At 69.4% G+C, this 21124-nt stretch carries 18 protein-coding genes; 3 read left to right on the forward strand and 15 right to left on the reverse strand.

What is annotated here, in order from left to right; genetic code table 11:
- Positions 1 to 24: 24 nt before the first annotated feature.
- From AC57B8_RS20290 to AC57B8_RS20345, 12 genes are all read right to left on the reverse strand, one after another.
- Entirely contained in the window at positions 25 to 3756 is a 3732-nt protein-coding gene (locus AC57B8_RS20290; protein WP_496480600.1) for a molybdopterin cofactor-binding domain-containing protein, read from the reverse strand.
- Positions 3753 to 4265 carry a (2Fe-2S)-binding protein gene (locus AC57B8_RS20295; RefSeq protein ID WP_496480601.1) on the reverse strand — a complete coding sequence of 171 codons (513 nt, stop codon included), beginning with the start codon at positions 4263 to 4265 and terminating at the stop codon, positions 3753 to 3755. The genes AC57B8_RS20290 and AC57B8_RS20295 overlap by 4 nt, the downstream gene beginning before the upstream one ends.
- A complete protein-coding gene (locus AC57B8_RS20300) occupies positions 4243 to 5403 on the reverse strand; it encodes an ABC transporter substrate-binding protein (protein WP_496480602.1) in 1161 nt (386 codons plus the stop codon). The genes AC57B8_RS20295 and AC57B8_RS20300 overlap by 23 nt, the downstream gene beginning before the upstream one ends.
- Positions 5404 to 5473: 70 nt before the next feature.
- Positions 5474 to 6199 carry a bifunctional nicotinamidase/pyrazinamidase gene (pncA, locus tag AC57B8_RS20305; RefSeq protein WP_496480603.1) on the reverse strand — a complete coding sequence of 242 codons (726 nt, stop codon included), beginning with the start codon at positions 6197 to 6199 and terminating at the stop codon, positions 5474 to 5476.
- A 34-nt stretch (positions 6200 to 6233) separates the two neighbouring features.
- Positions 6234 to 6968, reverse strand: a complete 735-nt coding sequence (locus AC57B8_RS20310) for an ABC transporter ATP-binding protein (protein ID WP_139703387.1) — start codon at positions 6966 to 6968, stop codon at positions 6234 to 6236.
- Entirely contained in the window at positions 6965 to 7756 is a 792-nt protein-coding gene (locus AC57B8_RS20315; RefSeq protein WP_496480604.1) for an ABC transporter ATP-binding protein, read from the reverse strand. Before AC57B8_RS20315 ends, AC57B8_RS20310 begins: the two co-directional genes overlap by 4 nt.
- Positions 7753 to 9678, reverse strand: a complete 1926-nt coding sequence (locus tag AC57B8_RS20320; protein WP_496480605.1) for an ABC transporter permease — start codon at positions 9676 to 9678, stop codon at positions 7753 to 7755. Before AC57B8_RS20320 ends, AC57B8_RS20315 begins: the two co-directional genes overlap by 4 nt.
- An 81-nt stretch (positions 9679 to 9759) precedes the next feature.
- A complete protein-coding gene (locus AC57B8_RS20325; protein WP_062473975.1) occupies positions 9760 to 10965 on the reverse strand; it encodes an ABC transporter substrate-binding protein in 1206 nt (401 codons plus the stop codon).
- A 59-nt stretch (positions 10966 to 11024) separates the two neighbouring features.
- On the reverse strand, positions 11025 to 11609 hold the full coding sequence (locus tag AC57B8_RS20330; protein ID WP_095949852.1) for an amino acid synthesis family protein: 585 nt from the start codon (positions 11607 to 11609) through the stop codon (positions 11025 to 11027).
- A gap of 38 nt (positions 11610 to 11647) precedes the next feature.
- Positions 11648 to 12289, reverse strand: a complete 642-nt coding sequence (locus AC57B8_RS20335) for an amino acid synthesis family protein (RefSeq protein ID WP_095743158.1) — start codon at positions 12287 to 12289, stop codon at positions 11648 to 11650.
- Positions 12290 to 12310: 21 nt separating this feature from the next.
- Complete coding sequence (locus AC57B8_RS20340; RefSeq protein WP_095743157.1) at positions 12311 to 13213, reverse strand: UPF0280 family protein; 903 nt, start codon at positions 13211 to 13213, stop codon at positions 12311 to 12313.
- 3 nt (positions 13214 to 13216) lie between these two features.
- Positions 13217 to 14836 carry a 6-hydroxynicotinate reductase gene (locus AC57B8_RS20345; RefSeq protein WP_495306428.1) on the reverse strand — a complete coding sequence of 540 codons (1620 nt, stop codon included), beginning with the start codon at positions 14834 to 14836 and terminating at the stop codon, positions 13217 to 13219.
- 319 nt (positions 14837 to 15155) lie between these two features.
- Here AC57B8_RS20345 and AC57B8_RS20350 point away from each other — a divergent pair, with 319 nt between their 5' ends.
- The 3 genes from AC57B8_RS20350 to AC57B8_RS20360 are packed head-to-tail and all read left to right on the forward strand — an operon-like array spanning position 15156 to position 17879.
- Positions 15156 to 15929 (forward strand): ferredoxin--NADP reductase, encoded by a 774-nt coding sequence (locus tag AC57B8_RS20350; protein WP_062473986.1) that lies wholly within the window; start codon positions 15156 to 15158, stop codon positions 15927 to 15929.
- Between the two features lie 28 nt (positions 15930 to 15957).
- Positions 15958 to 16725, forward strand: a complete 768-nt coding sequence (locus AC57B8_RS20355) for a TetR/AcrR family transcriptional regulator (RefSeq protein ID WP_095743155.1) — start codon at positions 15958 to 15960, stop codon at positions 16723 to 16725.
- Positions 16680 to 17879: an amidohydrolase family protein gene (locus tag AC57B8_RS20360; RefSeq protein WP_487848888.1), complete on the forward strand. Its 1200-nt coding sequence runs from the start codon at positions 16680 to 16682 to the stop codon at positions 17877 to 17879. The genes AC57B8_RS20355 and AC57B8_RS20360 overlap by 46 nt, the downstream gene beginning before the upstream one ends.
- Before the next feature lie 28 nt (positions 17880 to 17907).
- Here the strand turns inward: AC57B8_RS20360 and AC57B8_RS20365 are convergent, their stop codons facing one another.
- From AC57B8_RS20365 to AC57B8_RS20375, 3 genes are read right to left on the reverse strand one after another with little or no spacing between them, the layout of a single operon-like run.
- Entirely contained in the window at positions 17908 to 18321 is a 414-nt protein-coding gene (locus AC57B8_RS20365; RefSeq protein ID WP_496480606.1) for a GtrA family protein, read from the reverse strand.
- A 10-nt stretch (positions 18322 to 18331) separates the two neighbouring features.
- The gene (locus tag AC57B8_RS20370; protein ID WP_062473993.1) at positions 18332 to 19321 is read right to left on the reverse strand and encodes a glycosyltransferase family 2 protein; all 990 of its coding nucleotides are present in this window, start codon (positions 19319 to 19321) and stop codon (positions 18332 to 18334) included.
- On the reverse strand, positions 19318 to 21075 hold the full coding sequence (locus AC57B8_RS20375) for an ArnT family glycosyltransferase (RefSeq protein WP_496480607.1): 1758 nt from the start codon (positions 21073 to 21075) through the stop codon (positions 19318 to 19320). Before AC57B8_RS20375 ends, AC57B8_RS20370 begins: the two co-directional genes overlap by 4 nt.
- Positions 21076 to 21124: the final 49 nt, after the last annotated feature.

Consider the following 21124-nt stretch of genomic DNA (forward strand, 5'->3'; position numbering starts at 1 on the left):
GCCCGCGGCCACGCCCGCCGCGGGTCAGTGGCCCGGCGTGGCCCGCACGCGCGCCACCTCGGCGGGCAGGTTCGCCCACGGCGCTTCCTGCGGCGCGAAACGTGCGCGCATGTAGCCGGCGAGGTCGGCGATCTGGCGGTCGTCGAGCGCTTCGCGGAACGCGGGCATGAAGCCGATGTCGCGGTGCGCGGGTGCGCGCACGCCGTCGAGGATGGTGCGCAGCAGGTTGTCGGGCCGTGTGCTCGTGAGGCTGCTGTTGAGTGCGAGCAGCGTGTTCACGCCCAGCAGCGTGGGACCGTCGCCGTCGTGGTGGCACGACGCACACGCGCTGTCGAACATGCGCTGCGCGGGGCCGAGCAGCTGGCCCTGCGTGCGCGCGGCGTTGTCGATGGCCTGCTGCGCGAGCGCCTGCGGCTGCGCGACCGGCTCGGGGTTGAAGGAGCCGAGGTAGACGGCCATCGCGCGCACGTCGGCGTCGGGCACCTGCGCGAGTTCGCGCACCACCTCGGCCATCGGGCCACCCGCGATGCCGTGCCGCGGCGAGTGGCCGTTGCGCAGGTAGCGGTACAGCGCGTCGGTGTCCCAAGGCACGGCGGCCTTCGACAGCTGCGTGAGCGCGGGCGCTTCCCAACCATCGACCATTGCGCCCGAGAGGAACGCGCTGCCGCCCTGCTCCGCGCCGAGCGCGTTGCGCGGCGTGTGGCAGGCGCCGCAATGGCCCAGGCCGTTGACGAGGTAGGCACCGCGGTTCCATTCGGCGCTCTGCGTGGGCACGGGCGGAAGCGGCGCGGGGTCGTGGAACAGCGCGTTCCAGCCGGCCATCAGCGGGCGCAGGTTGAACGGGAACTTCAGTTCGGACTTGGGCGTTTCCGCACGCACCGCCGGCATCGCCATGAAGTACGCATAGAGCGCCTGCAGGTCGTCGTCGCTGGTCTTCGCGAAGGCGGTGTAGGGGAACGCGGGGTACAGGTGGTGGCCGTCGCGCGAGACGCCTTCGCGCATCGCGCGCTGGAAGGCGCTGAACGACCAGCGGCCCAGGCCCGTCTCGGCGTCGGGCGTGAGGTTGGTGGTGTAGAGCGTGCCGAAGGGCGTGTCCATTGCGCGGCCACCGGCATTGGGTGCGCCGCCGGGTGCGGTGTGACACACGGCGCAGTCGCCGAGCGCGGCGAGCACGCGGCCGCGTTCGATGGTGGACTCGCTGTAGACCGGCGCGCTGAGCGACACGGGCGCGATGGCCGCGCGCCAGCCGAGCAGGCCGGCGATGACGCCGAGGCCGCCGATGAAGAGCGCGGCGCCGGTGGCCCACAGGCCCTTGCGACGCGGCCACAGGGCGTTGCTCACGCCTGCGCTCGAGGCAGCTGAGGAAGAGGGTCCGGCGGCATCGCCCTTCGCGTGGCCATCGCCCTGGCCCGGAGGCGGTGGCAGCGAACCCCGGTTCAGTTCCGCCAGCACCGTCTCCGGCGTGAACGGCGGCGAGCGGAAGCGCACGCCCGTCGCATCGAAGATCGCATTGGCGATCGCCGCCGTGCCCGGCACCGACGACGACTCGCCCGCGCCCAACGACGGCTCGCCGGGACGCGGCATGTGCATGACCTCGATCACCGGCACGTCGCGGAAATTGAGGATCGGGTAGCTGCCCCACTCGCGGCTCGCGACCACGCCCGAAGGCAGCACGCCCGGCAACTGCGCACCGCCCGTTGCGGCGCCCTGCTGCGGCGCGAACTGCACCTGCTCCTTGAGCGCACGGCTCGTGGTCTGGATCACGTTGCCGTGCACCTGGTGCTCGACGCCCGCCGGGTTGACCAGCAGCCCCGCGTCGTGCCCCACCACCACGCGGCGCACGTGCACCTCGCCGGTCTTCTGGTTGACCTCGACATCGGCCACCCACGCAGCCCACGCCGCGCCGAAGCCCGGCCACTTGCTGTGGATGTAGCGCGCGTACGCAAAGCCCTGGCCGAAGAGGATGTCGCCGCCCTCTCCGAGCCCGCCGTCGGCGTTCTCCTTCGGCCCGGTGCGCATGCGCCAGCCGGCCTTCTGCGCGGTGGCCTGCACGAGCTCGACCGCGCGCGGGTCGTCCAGGTGCCGCAGGCGGAACTGCACGGGGTCGACACCGGCGGCCGTCGCCAGCTCGTCGATGTACGACTCGTGCGCGAACGAACTCGGCAGCGCCGACACGCCGCGCAGCCACGAGGCGCGCACGATCGGCGCCATGTCGTTGACCTTCACGCGCAGGTTGTCGTAGGTGTAGGGCGGTCGCGCGGTGCGGTCGCCCATCTCGTAGGCCTGCGCCACCGGCTCGACCGTGCGCGTGAGCAGCAGCGCCAGCGTGGGCGCGCCGTTCGAGGGGTACGAGGTTTCGAAGTCGTAGGCGGCGACGCGGCCGTCGGCCATGAGCCCGCCGTCGATCTCCATGAGCTGCGCGGCGCCCTTGGGCTCCCACGCATGCTCCTGCTCGCGCGAGAGCTGCACGCGCACCGGCGCGCCCACGGCGCGCGCGAGCAGCGCGGCATCGGCCGCCACGTCGTCGGCGCCGTTGCGGCCGTAGCAGCCCGCGGCCTCCATGCGCACGACGTCGACCTGCACGTCGTCCACGCCCATCAACTTCGCAAGATCGGCACGCAGGACGTGCGGATTCTGCGACCCGGCCCAGCAGCGCAGTTGCATGCCGCTGCCGTCCGCCGGTTGCCACTCGGCCAGCGCGCACGAGGGGCCGATGGACGCATGCATCTGGTAGGGCCACACGTAGGTGCGCTGCATCGGCTGCGCGGCGGCGGCCATCGCGCCGTCGACATCGCCCTCGTCGACCAGCAGGCGCTGCGTCGAGGGGTTGTCGCGCAGGGCCTGTGCCACGTCGCGCAGGTCGGGCATGCCGGGCCAGGGCTTCCAGGTCACGCGCAGCTCGCGCATCGCCTGCTCGGCGTACTCTTCGCGCTCGGCGACGATGCCGACGAAGTCGCGCACCACGACCACGGCGCGGATGCCGGGGATGTGCGCGATCGACGCTTCGTCGACCGCTTCGAGCGTGTTGCCGATGAACTCGCCGTGGTCCGCGCCCGCATACGGCGGGCGCACCACGCGGCCGTGCAGCATGCCGGGCACGCGCATGTCGTGCACGAACACGAGGTCGCCCGCGAGCTTGGCCGGGATGTCGACGCGCGCCTGGCGCGTGCCGACGAGGCGGTAGTCGGCCGGGTTCTTGGGGGTGGCATCGAGGTCCAGCCGCAGCACCGTGCGCTGGTGCGCCACGAGGTCCGCGTAGTTGAGGTGGCGCTCCGGCGCCTCGGCCACGCGCACCACGCCGTTGCGCACCTGCAGCGCATCGACGGCCGCGCCCAGCCGTTCGGCCGCGCGCGCCAGCAGCCAAACGCGAGCCTGCGCCGCGGCCAGCCGCAGCGGCTGCGCGTGGATCTGGATCGACGCGCTCGCGATGGTCGCGCCCTGGTTGGGCGCGCGCGCGGTGTCGCCGAGCATCATGCGCACGCAGGGCATGCCGAGGTCGAGCTCCTCGGCCACGATCTGCGCGAGCGCGGTCTGGATGCCGGTGCCCAGGTCGACGTGGCCGTTGAGCGCGGAGACGCTGCCGTCGTCCCACAGCGCGAGCAACACCTCGTCGCCTTCGCTGGGGTGGCTGGCGATGAAGGCGGGCTGGCCCTTGGCGGGCGGCGGCGGGGGCGGCGCCTCGCGCACCACCAGCAGCACGCCATCGGCAGCGAGGAATTCCGCGCGCGTCTGCGGCAGGTCGGCGCGGCGCGTCATGCGGCGGGGGCGTCCGGCGGGGCCGTGCGCAGGCGCACGGCGGCGCGCTGCACGGCGTCGAGGATCTCGATGTGCGTGCCGCAGCGGCACAGGTTGCCCGAGAGCTCGCTGCGGATGCGCGCCTCGCTCGCATGCGGATCACGCGCGAGCAGCGCCGCCGCCTGCATCACCATGCCGTTGAGGCAGTAGCCGCACTGGGCGGCCTGCGCGTCTTCGAAGGCGGCCTGCACCGGGTGCCAGCGCCCGCGCATGCCCAGGCCTTCGAGCGTGGTGATGCTGCGCCCCGCCACGCCGTGCGCCGGAATCACGCAGGACCGCGCGGCCACGCCGTCGACGTGCACCGTGCACGCACCGCACTGCCCGAGCCCGCAGCCGTACTTGGGCCCGTTGAGCCCGAGGTCGTTGCGCAGCAGGTGCAGCAGCGAGGCTTCGCGCGGCACGCCGGCGAGCGCGTGCGCCCGGCCGTTGACCTGCAGGTGCAGCGGCTCAGCGCCGCAACTGGCCGTCACGGGTGTACATCTCCAGGTCCACGAAGGTCGAGCCGTTGTGGTTCTTCGCGCTGTAGTCGACGGGGAAGTCGCCGAAGCGCGTGCTGCCGATGCTCTCGAGCCCGGCGATGAAGCTGTCGCGCGTGAGCGCCTTGCCCGCGCGGCGCAGGCCCTCGGTCATCACACGCGCGACGATGTAGCCCTCGAGCGCGGTGTAGCTGTCGATCTTCTGGCCGAACTCGGCGCGGTCGCGCTGGTAGTCGGCCACGATGGGCACGCGCTGCGCACCGGGCGGCGGCACGATGCTGGCCGTGACCAGCCCGGCGAGCTTGCCTTCGAGCCGCTTGGCGGAACCCGCCGCGTCGGTGATGCCGACCGACAGCGTGTACAGCGGCGCCGCCGCGCCGCTCGCGCGGTAGTCGCGGATGAAGACCTCGGTCATGCGCCCGGCCATGATCATCACGACGGCGCCGGGCCGGCCCTCGGCGAGCCCGCCGATCACCTGCTTGGCGTCTTCGGCCGCGATGGCCATGGGCAGCGTCTGCACCACCTTCACCTTGTACTCGGCGGCCAGCTGCTCGCAGGTGGCGAGGTTCGACTTGCCGAAGGCGCTGTCCTGGTAGACCACGGCGATCGACTGGATGCCCAGCGTCGAGAGGTGGCTGATGATCTTGCGCAGCTCCAGGTCGTAGCCCGCGCGCACGTGGAACAGGTAGCGGTTGGTCTTGGTGCGAAACGACGTGGTGCCCACCAGCGGCGCGAACATCGGCACGCCGGCCTTCTCGGCCAGCGGCATGGCGGCCGCGAGGTTGCCCGTGGCGACGTAGCCGGTGAGCGCGAAGACCTTGTCCTCGTCGATCAACTTGGCCGTGTTGGCGGCCGTCTTCGCGGGCTCGTAGGCGTCGTCGTAGGTGACGAGTTCGATCCTGCGGCCGTGGATGCCGCCCGACTTGTTGACGCGGTCGAAGTACAGCTGGATGCCCGCGCGGTAGTCGACGCCGAAGTCTTTCGCCGGGCCGCTGAACACGGCCGACTGGCCGATGCGGATGGTGCTGTCCGTCACGCCGTTGTCCGCGCGCGCCGGCCGCAGCAGGCCGGGGCCGAGCGCCAGGGCCGCGCCGCCCGCCACCAGGGTGCGCCTTGAAATCGAAAGCTTCATGCGTCGTCTGTCTCTTTGTTGTTGTCGTCGGAGGGGTGTTGCCGCGGCGGCGCCGCGGGCTTCGTCGTCGTCAGCCGGCCTGGATGTCGCCGGACTGGATGCGCTTGACGCCCTTGGCCGTCATCTGCTTCCAGGCGGCGGCCAGCGAGCCGTTGAGATCGATGCCGCGCGTGGCGTCTTCGATCACGTAGGCCTCGAAGCCGGCCTTGCGCGCGTCCATCGCGGTCCAGGCCACGCAGAAGTCGGTGGCCAGGCCCGTGACGAACACGGTCTTGATGCCGCGCGCCTTGAGGTAGCCGGCCAGGCCGGTGGCCGTCTTGTGGTCGGCCTCCTCGAAGGCGGAGTAGCTGTCCATGTCCTTGTGGAAGCCCTTGCGGATGATGAGCTGCGCGGTCGGCACCTTCAGCTCCTTGCCGAGCGCGGCGTCTTCAGTGCCCTGCACGCAGTGGTCGGGCCACAGCACCTGCGTGCCGTAATTGAGCTTCGTCGTCTCGAAGGGCTTCTTGCCGCTGTAGGTGCTGGCGAACGAGGCATGGCCCGCCGTGTGCCAGTCCTGCGTGACGACGATGTTCTGGAACGCGGGCGCCAGCGCGTTGATGACCGGGATCACCTCGTTGCCGCCCTTCACCGCGAGCGTGCCGCCGTCGAGAAAACAGTTCTGCACATCGACCACGATCAGCGCGGCCTTGCCACCGGGCTTGATCTTGCCGGCCGCGAAAGCGGAGAGGCCGAAACTGCCGAGGCTGCCGACGAGCCCCAGGGCAGCGGCGGACTTCAGGACGGTTCTGCGATGCATGGTGTGGACTCCGGTGGTTGAGGAAAGGAAACGGTCAGACGCTGAGGTAAGCCCTGCGCACTTCTTCGTTCGCGGCCAACTCGGCCATCGTGGCGTGGTAGCGGATCTGCCCCTTCTCGAGCACGTAGGCCCGGTCGGAGACCAGCTCGGCGAAGTGCATGTTCTGCTCCGACAGCAGGATGCTCACGCCCTGCGCCTTGAGCTCGAGGATCATGTTGGCCATCTGCTCGACGATGACCGGGGCCACGCCCTCGGAGGGCTCGTCGAGCAGCACGAGATAGGGGTTGCCCATCAGCGTGCGCGCCACGGTGAGCATCTGCTGCTCGCCGCCGCTCATGCGGCCACCGGGGCGGTTCGGCATTTCGCCGAGGTTGGGGAACAACTGGAACAGGCGCTCGGGCGTCCACAGCGGCGCGGCCGTGCCGTCGGCCCATTGGCGCGCGGGCTGCTTGCCGACCTCGAGGTTCTCCATCACCGTGAGGTCGGTGAACACGCGCCGGTCTTCGGGCACGAAGCCCAGGCCCAGGCGCGCCGCGTGGTGCGGCTCGCTTTTCGAAATGTCGTGGCCCAGGAAGCGCACGGCGCCGCGGCGCTTGGTGAGCATGCCGATGAGCGTCTTGAGCGTGGTCGACTTGCCCGCGCCGTTGCGGCCCATGAGCGCGACGACTTCGCCGCGCCGCACTTCGAGGTCGACGTCGTAGAGGATCTGCGCGGCGCCGTACCAGGCGCACAGCGCCTTGGCTTCCAGAAGAGGTTCATGCGTGCTCATGCGGCAACTCCCAATGCGGCGGCCTTTTCGGCGATCTTCTCGAAGGTCTTGCCGCTGCCGAAGTACACCTCCTGCACCTTCGGGTGGTCGCGGATCTCGAGCGGCTTGCCCTGCGCGATGAGGCGCCCGCGCGCCAGCACGATCATGCGGTCGGCGTACGCGAACACCACGTCCATGCTGTGCTCGGTGAAGAGCACGGCCATGCCGCGCTGGATGACGAGGTCCTTGGTGAGCGCCATGAGCGAGTTGCGCTCCTGGGGCGCCATGCCGGCGGTGGGCTCGTCCATGAGCAGCAGCTTGGGCGAGTTGGCCATGGCGATGGCGAGTTCGACGCGCTTCACGTCGCCGTAGGCCAGCACGCTGCAGGGCCGGTCGGCCTGCGCCTTCATGCCGACCTGGTCGAGCAGCGCCAGCGCTTCGTCGCGCTTGTGGTCGGCCGCGCGGCGCCACATCGAGAACAGCTTGTGGTCGTGCGAGAGCAGCGCCATCTGCACGTTCTCGACCACGGTGAGCGAGGCAAAAGTTTCGGCGATCTGGAAGGTGCGGCCCACGCCCTTGCGCCAGATCTCGCGCGGCTTGCGGCCCACGAGTTCGTGGCCGTCGAGCGTGATCGAGCCCTGGTCGGCCTTGAGCTGGCCGTTCACCATGTTGAAGGTGGTCGACTTGCCGGCGCCGTTGGGGCCGATGAGCGCAAGCAGTTCGCCGGGCGGCAGCTCGAAGCTGATGCCGTCCACGGCCTTCACGCCGCCGAAAGACTTGCCGAGGTTTTCTACTTTGAGGAGGCTCATGCCTTCACCTCCTTGAGCTTGGCGTCTGCTTCATCATGCTTCGGTGCGCGCCACCTGTCGACGAGTTGCTTGATCGACCCTGCAATGCCCTGCGGGAACAGCAGCACCAGGATCAGGATGATGGCGCCGAGCATGGCGCGCCAGTAGTCGGTGTTGCGCGCCACGGTGTCGTGCAGCCAGGTGAAGGTGACGGCGCCGACCACGGGGCCCGCCAGGGTCTGGATGCCGCCCAGCAGCACCATCACGAGGCCGTCGACCGACTTGCCGACCGACAGGCTCTCGGGCGAGATGCTGCCTTTCGAGAACGCATAGAGCGCGCCGGCCAGGCCGGCCACGGTGCCGGCGATGACGAAGGCCGCCCACTGCATGCGCTTGACGTCGATGCCGATGGCGTCGGCGCGCAGCACCGAATCGCGGCCCGCGCGCAGCGCATAGCCGAAGGGCGAGAACAGCACGCGGCGCAGCCACCACACGCCCGCGCCCACGAGCACCAGCGTGAGCCAGTAGTACACCTGCTTGTTCGACAGCCACTCCGAGGGCCACACGCCGGTCAGGCCGTTGCTGCCGCCCGTGAAGCTGTCCCACTGGTAGGTGACGGCCCAGGTGATCTGCGCGAAGGCCAGCGTGAGCATCGCCAGGTACACGCCCGACAGCCGCACGGCGAACCAGCCGTAGACGAAGGCGCCGAGCGCGGCCACCAGCGGCGCGACCACCAGCGCCAGCTCCATCGGCAGGTGCAGCGCGCGCACCAGCAACGCCGCGCCGTAGGCCCCGAGGCCGAAGTACGCAGCGTGGCCGAAGGAGTGCATGCCGGCCGGCCCCATGATGAAGTGCAGGCTGGTGGCGAACAGCGCGGCGATCAGCAGGTCGATCATCAGCACCGTGGTGTAGGGCGAACCGGCCGTCAGCAGCGGCAGCGCGGCCAGCACCAGCGCCAGCCCTGCGGCGGCCACGATGTAGGCGGTGCTTGGCTGGCGCAGCGGTTCTTCCTGCATGCCGACGTAGCGGCTCGGCGCCTGCGGCCGGCCGAACAGGCCCCACGGACGCCACACCAGCACGATGGCCATCACGAGGAAGTCGACCATCAGCGTGAGCTTGGAGAACGACACGTCGATGCCGAAGATCTGCACCACGCCCAGCCAGATGCACACGGCCTTGATCTCGGCGATGAGCAGCGCGGCCACGTAGGCGCCGGGCAGCGAGCCCATGCCGCCGACCACCACCACGACGAAGGCGGCGCCGATGGTGTTCAGGTCCATCTCGAGCGTGGCGGGTTCGCGCGGCAATTGCAGTGCGCCGCCCAGGCCCGCGAGCAGCGCGCCAAGCGCGAACACCGCGGTGAAGAGCCAGGCCTGGTTGACGCCCAGCGCGCTGACCATCTCGCGGTCTTGCGTGGCGGCGCGCACCAGCGTGCCGAAGCGCGTGCGCGTGAGCAGCAGCCACACGAGGCCGAGCACCAGCGGTCCGACGACGATCAGGAACAGGTCGTAGGAAGGAAACTGGCGCCCGAGGATTTCGACCGAGCCCTTCAGGCCCGGCGCGCGCGGGCCGAGCAGTTCGTCAGGCCCCCAGAGCCACAGCACCGCGTCCTTGATGACGAGCACCAGCGCGAAGGTGGCCAAGAGCTGGAACAGCTCGGGCGCCTTGTAGATGCGGCGCAGCAGCAGCACCTCGATGAGCGCGCCCAGCACGCCCACCGCGAGCGCGGCGATCAACAGCGCCGGCCAGAAGCCCACGCTCGGGCCGAGCTTCTCGACCAGCGTGTACGCGACGTAGATGCCCACCATGAAAAAAGATCCATGGGCGAAGTTGACGATGCGCGTCACGCCGAAGATCAACGAGAGGCCGGCCGCCACCAGAAACAGCGAAGACGCGCCAGCCAACCCGTTGAGCAACTGAACAACGAAGCCTGAAAAGCTCATGAAGGACCCTGAGGAAACTGGAGACACCGCGCCCCGCCGCGCTCAAGAAGCGGCGGCGGACGCGTTGCAGGAGCCGTGCGGTCAGTCCGCAGGGCGCATCTTTTTCACTTCGTCGTCGGTGGGCTGGAACTTGGCGCCGTCGAGATAGACGTAGTCGACCATCACGCCCTTGCCGCCGTCGTTCTTGGTCTTGCCGACGTACGCGCCCATGGTGGACTGGTTGTCCTGCGCGCGGTAGCTGATCTTGCCGAAGGGCGTGTCGACCTGCAGGCCCTTAAAGGCGGCCACGAGCTTCTCGGTGTCGGTGCTGCCGGCCTTCTTCACGCCGGCGGCGATCGAGTAGATGGCGCTGTAGCCCACCACCGAACCCAGGCGCGGGTAGTCCTTGAACTTGGCCTGGTAGGCGTCGTTGAAGGCCTTGTGCTCGGCGGTCTTCACACCGTACCAGGGATAACCGGTGACGACCCAGCCGTTGGGCGCCTCGTCCTTCAGCGGGTCAAGGTACTCGGGCTCGCCGGTCAGCACGCTCACGACCTCGCGGTCCTTGAACAGGCCGCGCGTGTTGCCTTCGCGCACGAACTTGGACAGGTCGGCGCCGAACAGCACGTTGAAGATGGCGTCGGGCTTGGCATCGGCCAGGGCCTGCACCACGCTGCCCGCATCGACCTTGCCCAGCGGCGGTGCCTGCTCGGCGACGAACTCGACGTCGGGCTGGATCGCCTTGAGCAGCGTCTTGAAGGTGGCGACCGACGACTGGCCGTATTCGTAGTTGGGGTACACGATGGCCCAGCGCTTCTTCTTGAGCTTGGCGGCCTCGGGCACCAGCATCGCGACCTGCATGTAGGTCGAGGGGCGCAGGCGGTAGGTGTACTTGTTGCCGTTGCTCCAGACGATCTTGTCGGTGAGCGGCTCGGCGGCGAGGTAGAAGAATTTCTTCTGCTTGGCGAAGTCGGTCAGCGCCAGGCCGGTGTTCGACAGGAAGGCGCCGGCCAGCACGTCGACCTTCTCGCGCGAGATGAGTTCTTCGGCCACGCGCACGGCGTCGCCGGGGTTGGCGTTGTCGTCGCGGCTGATGAGCTCCAGCTTCTTGCCGTTGACGCCGCCCTTGGCGTTGATCTCGTCGACCGCCAGTTCCATGCCCTTCTTGTAGGGCTCGAGGAAGGCGGGCTGCGCCTTGTAGCTGTTGATTTCGCCGATCTTGATCACGCCCTGCGCATGCGCGGGGACGAGGGCGGTGGCCAGCGTGACGACGGAAGCGGCGCAGAAGGCAAGGCGCAATGGATTCATCGGGAAGCTCCTAGAAGTTCGAACAGAAAACACGATGCGGGTGACGATGCAATGACAGGTCAGCGAAGACCGTCTTCGCCCTTGATTTCACTGACCTGCAGGCCGCCGACGCGCGGCAGCGGGCGGCCGCTGTCGGTGACGGCCACGGCCACGACGATCTCGTTGGCGCGCGGCGCGTCGCTCACGCGGGCCTCGACGGCATCGAAGTGGCTGCGCACGAAGGCGGCGTCTTTATGGCCCAGCGGCACGTCGATGGCGGTGCCCAGCGTGCCCTGCTTCTTGGCCGAAGGCACGAGCGCCGCGCCCTTCTCGACCGCCACGCGCAGCGGCGCGCCCAGCTTGGGATGCAGGATGGCGGCGGCATGCTCCAGCTCGCCGCGCTCGCCGACGATGGCGGCCTTGCCGTAGCTCTGCGCCTGGCCGGGTTCGATGCCCAGCGCCTTCACGGCCTTCTGGCCGAGCAGCGCGCCGAGCTCTTCGCCGATGGCGATGAGCTCGTCGAGGTTCTCGCTGTAGCGGCCGGCGTAGGGGTTCTCGATGACGGCGATGGCGACGGCGCGGCGCGTGGGCGGCGTCACGTCCTGCCCCATTTCCTTGCGGGTTTCATCGACCTGGATGACGAGCTTGCGGATGTTGGCGGTCATGTCTGTGTGTTCCTTGTCTTGTCTCTTGTCTTGTGCGGTCAGCGCAGGCCGTCCCACTTGCTGATGTCCTTGGCAAGCAGGCCGCCGACGCGCGCATGCACGCGGTAGCCGGTGCTCATCGCGAGGATGAAGACGATCTCGTCGGCCATCGGCGCGCCGGGCACGCGCACCTCGATGGCATCGAACTGGCCGCGCACGTAGCTGGCGTTGATGTTGGTGAGCGGCACGTCGAGCGCGGCGCCGGGCGGGCCGACCTTCTTGGTCGAGGGCACGATCGACAGCGCGTTGCCGGGCTGGCCGGTTTTCTCTTCGGCCTTGCCCGCGGTGTAGGCGGCGCGGCTGCCCTTCCAGCCGAGCAGCTCGCGCATCGCGTAGCCGCCGGGCACATGCCACAGCGCGCCGTGCTCCAGCTCGCCGTCGGCACCGACGATGGCGCCCTTGCCGTAGGTGGCGATCTGCTCGAGCGGCACGTCCATGGCAGCGTGCAGCTGGTGCGCCATGTCGACGCCCACGGGGTCGAGCAGCGCCATCATCGGCAGGATGTCGGGCTCGTAGCGGCCCGCGAAAGGATTGGTCAGCACCGCGCCGATGGCACCGCGCACCAGCGGGGTTTCGGCACGCGGTCCGAACTCGTGGTGGATGTGCTCGACATGGGTGAAGACGCGACGGATTTCGATCATGAAAAAGAACCTTGCTTTTCGTTAAGCAAATACTGAACCAACTGCTTCGGGCAGCGCGATGTCCAGCGACTTCGAGCATAAGGGTTCCACCCGCCGCCACTGCCCCTGGCAAACGAGCAGAACGGCCCACACGAGCCCCCTTTTCTGCAACGCGCGGGCGCACGCCGCGCCCGCATCGAGTGCATGGTGCACCTGCGCGGGCGCCAGCGGCGGCACGTCGACGGTGACGAGGGTGTCGCCGAGGTCGCTGTCGTCCTTGCATTCGCTGGCGGGCAGGCGCTGGATGGCGGCGTCGGCCACGTCGACGGCGTTGGCGATCACGGTGGCGGCAGCGTCGGCCTGCGCCGCGGTGGCGGCCAACACCGTCACGCTGTCGGCGATGCCCAGCGAGAAACTGCGCCCGCGCCAGCCGCTGGTGGCGACGCCGCGCACGGGCTGGTCGGCGTGCAGTTCGAACTGGCCGTCGGTCGTGAGCATGCCGCTGTCGCGCCAGTCGAAGCGCGCGAGGTCGGCAAACAAGCCCACGCGCGCCGTGTGGCCGGGCGCGAGGTGCAGCGCGATGTCGCCGCCGTTGTTGATCCACGCGCGCTCGATGCCGGGCCGGTCGTAGAAGGCGATGAGTTCCTGCGCCACGCTGCCGGCCACGGCCGCCATGGGCGTGAGGAACAGCGGCGAGAAGGCATCGCAGGCGTCCCACATGCGGCGCGCGACCACGCCACGCGGGCGCTGGCGTGCGGCCACGGGCAGGCGCAGCTGCGGCAGTTCGCGCACGAGTTCGTCGAGCACATGGCCGAAGCGCGCCCAGGCCGCGTCGTGCGCGGCGGCGACGGCGTACGGGTCGCCGTGCGCTTCGGCCACGATGTCGATCGGGCCGTGGTTGAAATGCCAGCGGCCCGCGTCGAGCGCCGTGCGTTGGGCGGACATTTTTCAACCCAGCATGGGAGCGTGACCGAGCGGCCACGGATTGGCATCGTCGATGACGAGCCATTGGCGCGCCAGCGGTGCGCCGTCTTCCTGCCACGCACCGCGCGCGAGCGCCTGCTCGAGCGGGAAGATGTGTTCGACGTGCCCGCCGAGCGCCTCGTAGTCGTCGCGCCGCATGCTGAACTCGATGGGCGCGACGATGGCCGGCGTGGGCACGGTGCCGAAGCTGTTGTCGGGCATGCGCATGACGTCGGCCATGACGGTGATGCCGCCGCCGGGCCACACATAGGCCGGTGCGCCGCCGCAGGTGACGTTGACCAGCGCGCGCTTGATGGCGCGCGTGAGCAGCACGGGGTTTTCGGTGACGCCCGCGCGCAGGCTGCCGCCGGCACCGCCGAGGAACAGCACGGTGCACAGCGAAGGCTCGCAGTTCTCGCCGATGCGGTCGACGATGCGGCGCACCTCGGGCGGCATGGGCTGCTCGATGGGCTTCAGGGCCTCGTCGAGCACGTACCACTGCGCATGCTCGCCGGTGGTGGAGGTCATGAGCAGGCGCAGGCCGGGGCGGGCCACGCCCTCTTCCCAGCCTTCGATGATCGCGAGCGGGTCGGCGATGTCGGTGCCGCCCCAGCCGTTGCCCGGGTTCGCGACCTGGAAGTAGCGCCCGGGCGTCGACTTGCGCCCCAGCATCTGGATGCCCGAGGGCGTCATGTCGAGGCAGCGGCCGGCCTGGTGCTCGGTGAGCACGCCGGTGATGTGGTCGTCGACCACCACCACCTCGTCGGCCACGCCGGCGAACTGGCGCGCGAAGATGCCCACGGCGGCCGAGCCGCAGCCCACGCGCATGCGCTGTTCTTCCACGCCGTTGACGATGGGCGCCTTGCCGGCCTGGATGACGAGGCTGGCGCCGCCGTCGATGGTGCATTCGACCGCCTGCTTGTTGCCCAAGAGCTGCATGAGCTCGGCCGTCATGCGGCCTTCCTTCTTGCTGCCGCCCGTGAGGTGGTGCACGCCGCCCAGCGACAGCATCTGCGAGCCGTACTCGGCCGTGGTGACATGGCCCACGACCTCGCCCTTGTAGCGCACGTTGGCCTGCTCGGCGCCCAGGAAGCGGTCGGTGTCGATCTTCACCTTGAAGCTGCAGTAGCTGAAGATGCCTTCGGTGACGACGGTGACCATGTCGACGCCCTGGGCTTTCGAAGCCACGATGAAGGGCGCGGGCTTGTAGTCGGGGTACGTGGTGGACGAGCCCACGCCGGTGACGAAGACCTCGTCGGCGTGCAGCAGGTCGCCGTTCCAGTCGGGCGCAGCATGGGCCTCTGCCGCATCGGCGCCGGGCCGATCGAAGGGCACGAGCGCCGGCTGCTCGGCGGCGAGCGTGCGGCGCAGCAGCACCACCGGGTCGACGCGCACCAGCACGCCCTGGCGGTTGGCGTAACGGTCGCAGGCGCCGGTGCGGCCGTCGGAGATCTGGCACAGCACCGGGCAGGCGTTGCACTCGACCTTGGCGGTGCTCATCTTCTCGTTGCGCGGCGGCGCCTTGCCGAAGGCGGCGCCGCCGGCCTGCGCGACCAGGGGCATGTCGATGCCGGGCAGTCCGTCTGTCTTGGTGTGTTCAGTCATCGAGGCGATCTCGTGGTGTGGTGCTGTCGGAGCGGGTCTTCAGGCCCCGGAGGTTTGCAACAAACGTGCCGTGCAGGTGCTTGTGCGGCGGCTTTCGTTTGTGTAGCATCCCCTACACTTTCATGTTGCGTTCACTACATCAAAGGTCAATGTAGCAAACAGGCCCGATGCTTGCAATGGTGTTTTCTCGCGGTGTTCATCGGGGTTTTTCCGACCAACGACAATGGAGGGTTGCTAGCCGGCCGATGGCGGACGCCCCAAAGGCGTGCATTTCGGCTCAGCCACCCTTTTCTGTCTTCAACCAACACTTGAGTTCTGTATGAGTGCATTCAGCGAAGAACGCGTCCTGAGCGTCCACCACTGGACCGACCGCCTGTTCACCTTCACCACCACGCGCGACCCGGCGCTGCGCTTCTCGAACGGTCATTTCACGATGATCGGCCTGAAGGTCAACAACAAGCCCCTGCTGCGCGCCTACAGCATCGTGAGCCCGAACTACGAGGAGCACCTGGAGTTCCTGAGCATCAAGGTGGAAGACGGCCCGCTCACCTCGAAGCTGCAGCACATCCAGGTGGGCGACACCGTGATCGTGGGCCGCAAGCCCACGGGCACGCTGCTCATCGACTACACGCTGCCGGCCAAGCGCCTGTACCTGTTCGGCACGGGCACCGGCCTGGCGCCGTTCATGAGCATCATCCGCGACCCCGACACCTACGAGAAGTTCGAGCAGGTCATCCTGGTGCACGGCGTGCGCCAGGTCGACGAACTGGCTTATCACGACCTCGTGACCGACCACCTGCCCAAGCACGAGATCCTGGGCGAGATGATCGCCAAGCAGCTGCTGTACTACCCCACGGTCACGCGCGAGGAGTTCCGCAACCAGGGCCGCGTCACCGACCTGATCGAGAGCAACAAGCTCACCGACGACCTGGGCCTGCCCCCGCTGAACGTCGAGGAAGACCGCGTGATGCTGTGCGGCAGCCCCGGCCTGCTGGTCGACCTGAAGCACATCCTGGAAAAGCGCGGCTTCAAGGAAGGCAACACCTCGACGCCCGGCGACTTCGTGGTCGAACGCGCCTTCGCCGAGAAGTAAGACCCGACACACAGGCGCTGCGCGCACGATGGCCGACTCCCGCTCCGTCAGCAAGCCCAAGCCCCAGCGCCGCACCGGCGTGCGCGAGGCCGCGGCCCAGGCCACGCGCGACAGCATCCTCAAGGCGGCGACCAAGGTGTTCGCCAAGTACGGCTACGACGGCGGCAGCGTGGAGAAGATCTCCAAGGCCGCCAAGTCGTACGACCGGATGATCTACTACTACTTCGGCAGCAAAGAGGGCCTGTTCATCGCGGTGCTCGAAGGCATCTACCAGCGCATGGACGATGCCGAGGCCGCCATTGCGCTCGACGCCTCGCGGCCCGTGGAAGCGCTCACCGAAGTCATCCGCTTCGTGCTCGGCTACTACCGCAAGAACCCCGAGTTCGTCACGCTGCTGAACACCGAGAACCTGCACAAGGGCCGGCACATCTCGAAGTCGCTGCGGGCGCGCGAGTACTCGTCGCGGGCGGTGGCCATCATTTCGGAAATCCTTGCCAGCGGCGCGGCCCAGGGCCTGTTCCGCACCGACCTCGTGGCGCGCGACATCTACCTGCTGATCGCGTCCACCGGCTATTTCTACACCTCGAACCGGCACACGCTCACGGCCTTCCTCGGCGAGCCGCTGGAGTCGCCGGAAGCCGTCGCGCACTGGGAAGATTTCGTCATCGAGACCCTGCTGCGTACCGTGCGCGCGGACGACATCCAGGAACAAGACAACAACTCCCCACCCCACGACGAGGACACCACGAAATGGCAGAAATCGCAGCCGGCGCAAAGTCGGGCAAGGTCGTCATAAAGAACATCGGGCTGCTGCTCTCGGGCGACATCGACAAGCCCATCCTCGACGCCGACACCCTGGTGGTGAACGACGGCCTGATCGTGGCGGTCGGCAAGGAGAAAGACTGCGACCTCGAAGGCGCCGTCACCGTCATCGACGCGAAGAAGACCTGCGTCGCACCCGGCCTCATCGACAGCCACGTGCACCCGGTGTTCGGCGACTGGACGCCGCGCCAGGGCCAGATCGGCTGGATCGACTCCACCATGCACGGCGGCGTGACCACCATGATTTCCGCCGGCGAGGTGCACCTGCCCGGCCGCCCGAAGGACATCGTCGGCCTGAAGGCGCTGGCCATCACCGCGCAGCGCGCCTTCGACAACTTCCGCCCCGGCGGCGTGAAGGTGCTGGCCGGTGCGCCGGTCATCGAAAAGGGCATGGTCGAGAGCGACTTCAAGGAACTCGCCGAAGCCGGCGTGGGCCTGCTGGGCGAAGTGGGCCTGGGCTCGGTGAAGGCCGGCTACGAGGCCAAGGAAATGGTGGCCTGGGCGCGCAAGTACGGCATCCAGAGCACGATCCACACCGGCGGCCCGTCGATCCCCGGCTCGGGCCTGATCGACAAGGACGTGGTGCTCGAGGCCGACGCCGACATCATCGGCCACATCAACGGCGGCCACACCTCGCTGCCCGAGGCGCATGTGTGCGAGCTGTGCGAGAAGAGCACGCGCGCCATCGAGATCGTGCACAACGGCAACGAGAAAGTCGCCATCGCGGCGGCCAAGGCCGCGCTCGAACTGAAGTGCCCGCACCGCGTGATCCTGGGCACCGACGGGCCCGCGGGCTCGGGCGTGCAGCCGCTGGGCATCCTGCGCATGGTGGCGATGCTGTCGTCCATCGCGAACATCCCGGCCGAGCTGGTGTTCTGCTTCGCGACCGGCAACACGGCGAAGATCCGCAAGCTCAACTGCGGCCTGATCGAGGTGGGCCGCGCGGCCGACTTCGTGTTCATGGACCGCGCCCAGCATTCGCCCGCGCCGGGCCTGCTCGAAAGCGTGCAGCTGGGCGACATCCCGGGCGTGGGCATGGTGATGATCGACGGCCTCGTGCGCTGCGGTCGCAGCCGCAACACGCCGCCGGCCACCGAGATCCCGGTGGTGGTGTCGGGCGGGCACTGAGCCTGAGTGCACGCGCCCGGCGGCGGCCTCAGCCGCCGCTGCGGTGCGAGCGGAAGACCAGGTAGCGCGCCGAGAGAAAGTTGGCGCCCATGCCCGCGATGCTGCCCAGCGCCACGCCGAGCGCGGCGGCCCATCGGCCTTCCACCCAGTGCAGCGTGAGCACGTAGGCGCCGTAGTTCAGCACGGCACCGGCCAGCATGGTCGTGAGGTAGCCCAGGTATTCGCGCCAGACCGAACGCCCCGTGGCGGCGCCGGCCGCGCTCGCCGCGAAGGTGTAGCGGCGGTTGTAGAGCCAGGTGGTGGTGGCGGCGGCCAGGAACGACACGACGCGCGCGCCGTACCACCCCAAGAGCGGCGCCAGCAGGTAGAGCACCGTCACGTCCACCACGAAGCCGATCACGCCGGCCACGGCGAACGAGAGGAACTCGCGCCCGATCTTCATCGCGCCGCCGTCAGTGCGCGCGCAGGCTCTTGCGCAGGCTCTCGCGCACGCAGGGCTGCGCCAGGTAGCGCAGCCGCTTGGCCTCCTGCCGACCGAGCGTGACGGTGTGCATCACCACGCCGCAGACGAAGGACAGCAGCGCCGCCAGCATCGCGCCGGTGGCGAGCACCGCCGTGGGCAGCCGCGGCACCAGGCCGGTGTGGGCGTAGGTCATGAACAGCGGCAGGGCCAGCGCGAGCGCAGCGATCGCGAGCACGGCCGCGACGATCGAGAAGAACTGCAGCGGCCGCTCGCTGACGAACAGCTTGCCGATGGTCTTCAGGATGCGCCAGCCGTCGCGGTAGGTCGAGAGCTTGCTGTGCGAGCCTTCGGGGCGCGTGCTGTAGGCGGTGGCTTCCTCGGCGTAGGGCATGCGCAGTTCAAGCGCGTGCACGGTCAGCTCGGTCTCGATCTCGAAGCCCTGCGACAGGGCTGGGAACGACTTGGCGTAGCGGCGCGAGAACACGCGGTAGCCCGAGAGCATGTCGGTGAGGCCGCCGCCGAAGAGCTGCGCCACGGTGCCCGTGAGCAGCCAGTTGCCGAAGCGGTGGCCGGCGCGGTAGGTGAGCGCGTCCTGGCCGTCGTCCACGCGGCTGCCGACCACCATGTCGAGGTTGCCCTCGACCAGCCGCGCGATGAGGCGCGGCGCGGCGGTGGTGTCGTAGGTGGCGTCGCCGTCGACCATCACGTAGATGTCGGCCTCGACGTCGGCGAACATGCGCCGCACCACGTTGCCCTTGCCGCGCGCGGCCACGTGCGTGACGATCGCGCCGGCCGCGCGGGCCACGGCGGCCGTGTCGTCGGTGGAGTTGTTGTCGAAGACGTGGATCTCGGCACCGGGCAGGGCCGCGCGGAAGCCCTCGATCACCTGGGTGATGGCCAGGGCCTCGTTGAAGCAGGGAATGACGGCGGCAATGCGCGGCATGGCGGACACGGGGGCGGGTCGGTGGTCGGTCGTCATGGGGCGGTCGTCGGAAGGAGTCGGTAGGCGCGGCTGCCGTCTTGGTCGTGCAGCAGGCCATAGTACTGGTCGAAGCCGGGCCGCACGCTGAGCACTTTCACCATCTCGGGCGACATGACGACGGTGGTGAAACCCTCGGCCGCCAGCTTGCGCGCCGTGTCGCCGGGCGACATCAGCAGGTAGTCGCGGTAGCGCCAGCGCCCCAGCGTGTCGCCCCAGATCGGGTTGGGACCGTAGTAGATCGCCTCGTTCAGCGCGATCTGGTAGACGCGGCCGGTCACGTTGCGGCGCACATAGTCCATCACGCCGTAGCCGGGCACGTGCTTGCGCAGGAAGGCCTCGCGCGCCTCGGGCGTGAGCGAGATCATCGACACCTTGGTGGCCGTCTGCCCCACCGACACGGCGGCCAGCACGGCCAGCAGCAGCACCACGACCCAGTCGCCGACGCCGGCGCCGCTGCGCGGGCCGTCGGGTGCGACCGCAGCGGGCGCTGCGCGCAGGCGGCGCACGCCGGCCGCGATCCAGCCGAACAGCACCTGCCAGCCCACGGCGGCCGTCACCGCGAGCAGCGGGAACGAGGCCATGAGGTAGCGCGGGTAGCGCGAGGTCACGACCCACACGGCCACCGAGTACAGGCAGAACCAGCCCGCCGCGCGCACGGCGGCGGAGCGCTTCCACCACACGCTGAAGGGCGCGAGGAACACCGACCAGATCAGCGCGTTGGGCATCTCGGCGTGGTCGCGCACGTCGGCCACCTGCTGCACGTAGTCGGCCGGCACCCATTCGGTGAAGCCGAACACGCGCGCGCCGATCGGGTTGAAGGGGTCGCCCGTCATGATCGCGTTGCGCGCGTACCAGTAGATGCACGGGATCAGGAAGCACAGCAGCGCCGGCGCCCAGGCCTGCAGCAGGCGGCGCTCGTGGCGCACCACGAACAGCGCCACCAGCGGCAGGAAGATCAGCGCCTGGTACTTGGAGCCCGCCGCCACGCCGAGGCAGAACGCCGCCAGGCAGAGCCAGCGCGTGCCGTCGCGCAGCGGTTCGGACTCGCGCCACCACCACAGCGCCACGAAGGCCGACAGCACGAACAGCGCCACGCCCATGTCGATCAGCGCGTTGGCGTAGTCGCCCATGCCCAGCCAGATGGCCGCACCGATGCAGGCGGTGAGCCGGTTGGCGTGCAGGATGCCCAGGCGGAAGATCATCAGCACCGACAGCGCGCCCGCCAGGGCGTTGAGGAAGTGCGGCAGCACGTCGTCGCCCACCTGCAGCGCGGCGGCGTACAGCAGGTTGTAGTTGTAGGGGAACCAGGGGTAGCGCAGCCAGTCGTGGATGCCCAGCGTGCCCTGCTGCGCCACGAGGCGTGCATACGGCAGGTGGTACATCAGCTCGTCGAAGGCGGCCGGCGGCGCGAGCGGCGCCACCAGCGCGGGCAGTGCGACCAGCGCCAGCGCGATGGCGGCGATGCGTTCGAAGCGGGTCCACGGCGGCGTGGCGGGCGCGGCCGCGCGCAGCGCACGCACCTCGGCACGCCAGCCGCGCCACTGCCACGCGGCGGCCACGACGCCCGCGCCGATCAGCCCCAGCGTGGCCTCGCGGCGGAAGAGCCCGAAGATGGCCAGCACCTGGAAGGCACAGATGTAAAGGCCGACACCGAGCGCGGCCGACATGGCCGCTTCGAGCCAGGCGTCGCGGCGCGAGGGCGGGCGCAGGCGCGCGAGCACCGCGCGGCCGGCACCCCAGCAGACAATCACGAAGATCGCGAACTGGGCGTAGTGCGCGGCGGCAAAGATCAGCTTCTGA

Source organism: Variovorax sp. BGA-UO-ETr-C22, assembly GCF_059567965.1.

Coding starts and splice junctions, on each gene's coding strand:
- AC57B8_RS20290 (WP_496480600.1), bottom strand. CDS start 3,756: ATGACGCGCCGCGCCGACCTGCCGCAGACGCGCGCGGAATTCCTCGCT.
- AC57B8_RS20300 (WP_496480602.1), bottom strand. CDS start 5,403: ATGAAGCTTTCGATTTCAAGGCGCACCCTGGTGGCGGGCGGCGCGGCC.
- pncA (WP_496480603.1), bottom strand. CDS start 6,199: ATGCATCGCAGAACCGTCCTGAAGTCCGCCGCTGCCCTGGGGCTCGTC.
- AC57B8_RS20310 (WP_139703387.1), bottom strand. CDS start 6,968: ATGAGCACGCATGAACCTCTTCTGGAAGCCAAGGCGCTGTGCGCCTGG.
- AC57B8_RS20315 (WP_496480604.1), bottom strand. CDS start 7,756: ATGAGCCTCCTCAAAGTAGAAAACCTCGGCAAGTCTTTCGGCGGCGTG.
- AC57B8_RS20320 (WP_496480605.1), bottom strand. CDS start 9,678: ATGAGCTTTTCAGGCTTCGTTGTTCAGTTGCTCAACGGGTTGGCTGGC.
- AC57B8_RS20325 (WP_062473975.1), bottom strand. CDS start 10,965: ATGAATCCATTGCGCCTTGCCTTCTGCGCCGCTTCCGTCGTCACGCTG.
- AC57B8_RS20330 (WP_095949852.1), bottom strand. CDS start 11,609: ATGACCGCCAACATCCGCAAGCTCGTCATCCAGGTCGATGAAACCCGC.
- AC57B8_RS20335 (WP_095743158.1), bottom strand. CDS start 12,289: ATGATCGAAATCCGTCGCGTCTTCACCCATGTCGAGCACATCCACCAC.
- AC57B8_RS20340 (WP_095743157.1), bottom strand. CDS start 13,213: ATGTCCGCCCAACGCACGGCGCTCGACGCGGGCCGCTGGCATTTCAAC.
- AC57B8_RS20345 (WP_495306428.1), bottom strand. CDS start 14,836: ATGACTGAACACACCAAGACAGACGGACTGCCCGGCATCGACATGCCC.
- AC57B8_RS20350 (WP_062473986.1), top strand. CDS start 15,156: ATGAGTGCATTCAGCGAAGAACGCGTCCTGAGCGTCCACCACTGGACC.
- AC57B8_RS20355 (WP_095743155.1), top strand. CDS start 15,958: ATGGCCGACTCCCGCTCCGTCAGCAAGCCCAAGCCCCAGCGCCGCACC.
- AC57B8_RS20360 (WP_487848888.1), top strand. CDS start 16,680: ATGGCAGAAATCGCAGCCGGCGCAAAGTCGGGCAAGGTCGTCATAAAG.
- AC57B8_RS20365 (WP_496480606.1), bottom strand. CDS start 18,321: ATGAAGATCGGGCGCGAGTTCCTCTCGTTCGCCGTGGCCGGCGTGATC.
- AC57B8_RS20370 (WP_062473993.1), bottom strand. CDS start 19,321: ATGACGACCGACCACCGACCCGCCCCCGTGTCCGCCATGCCGCGCATT.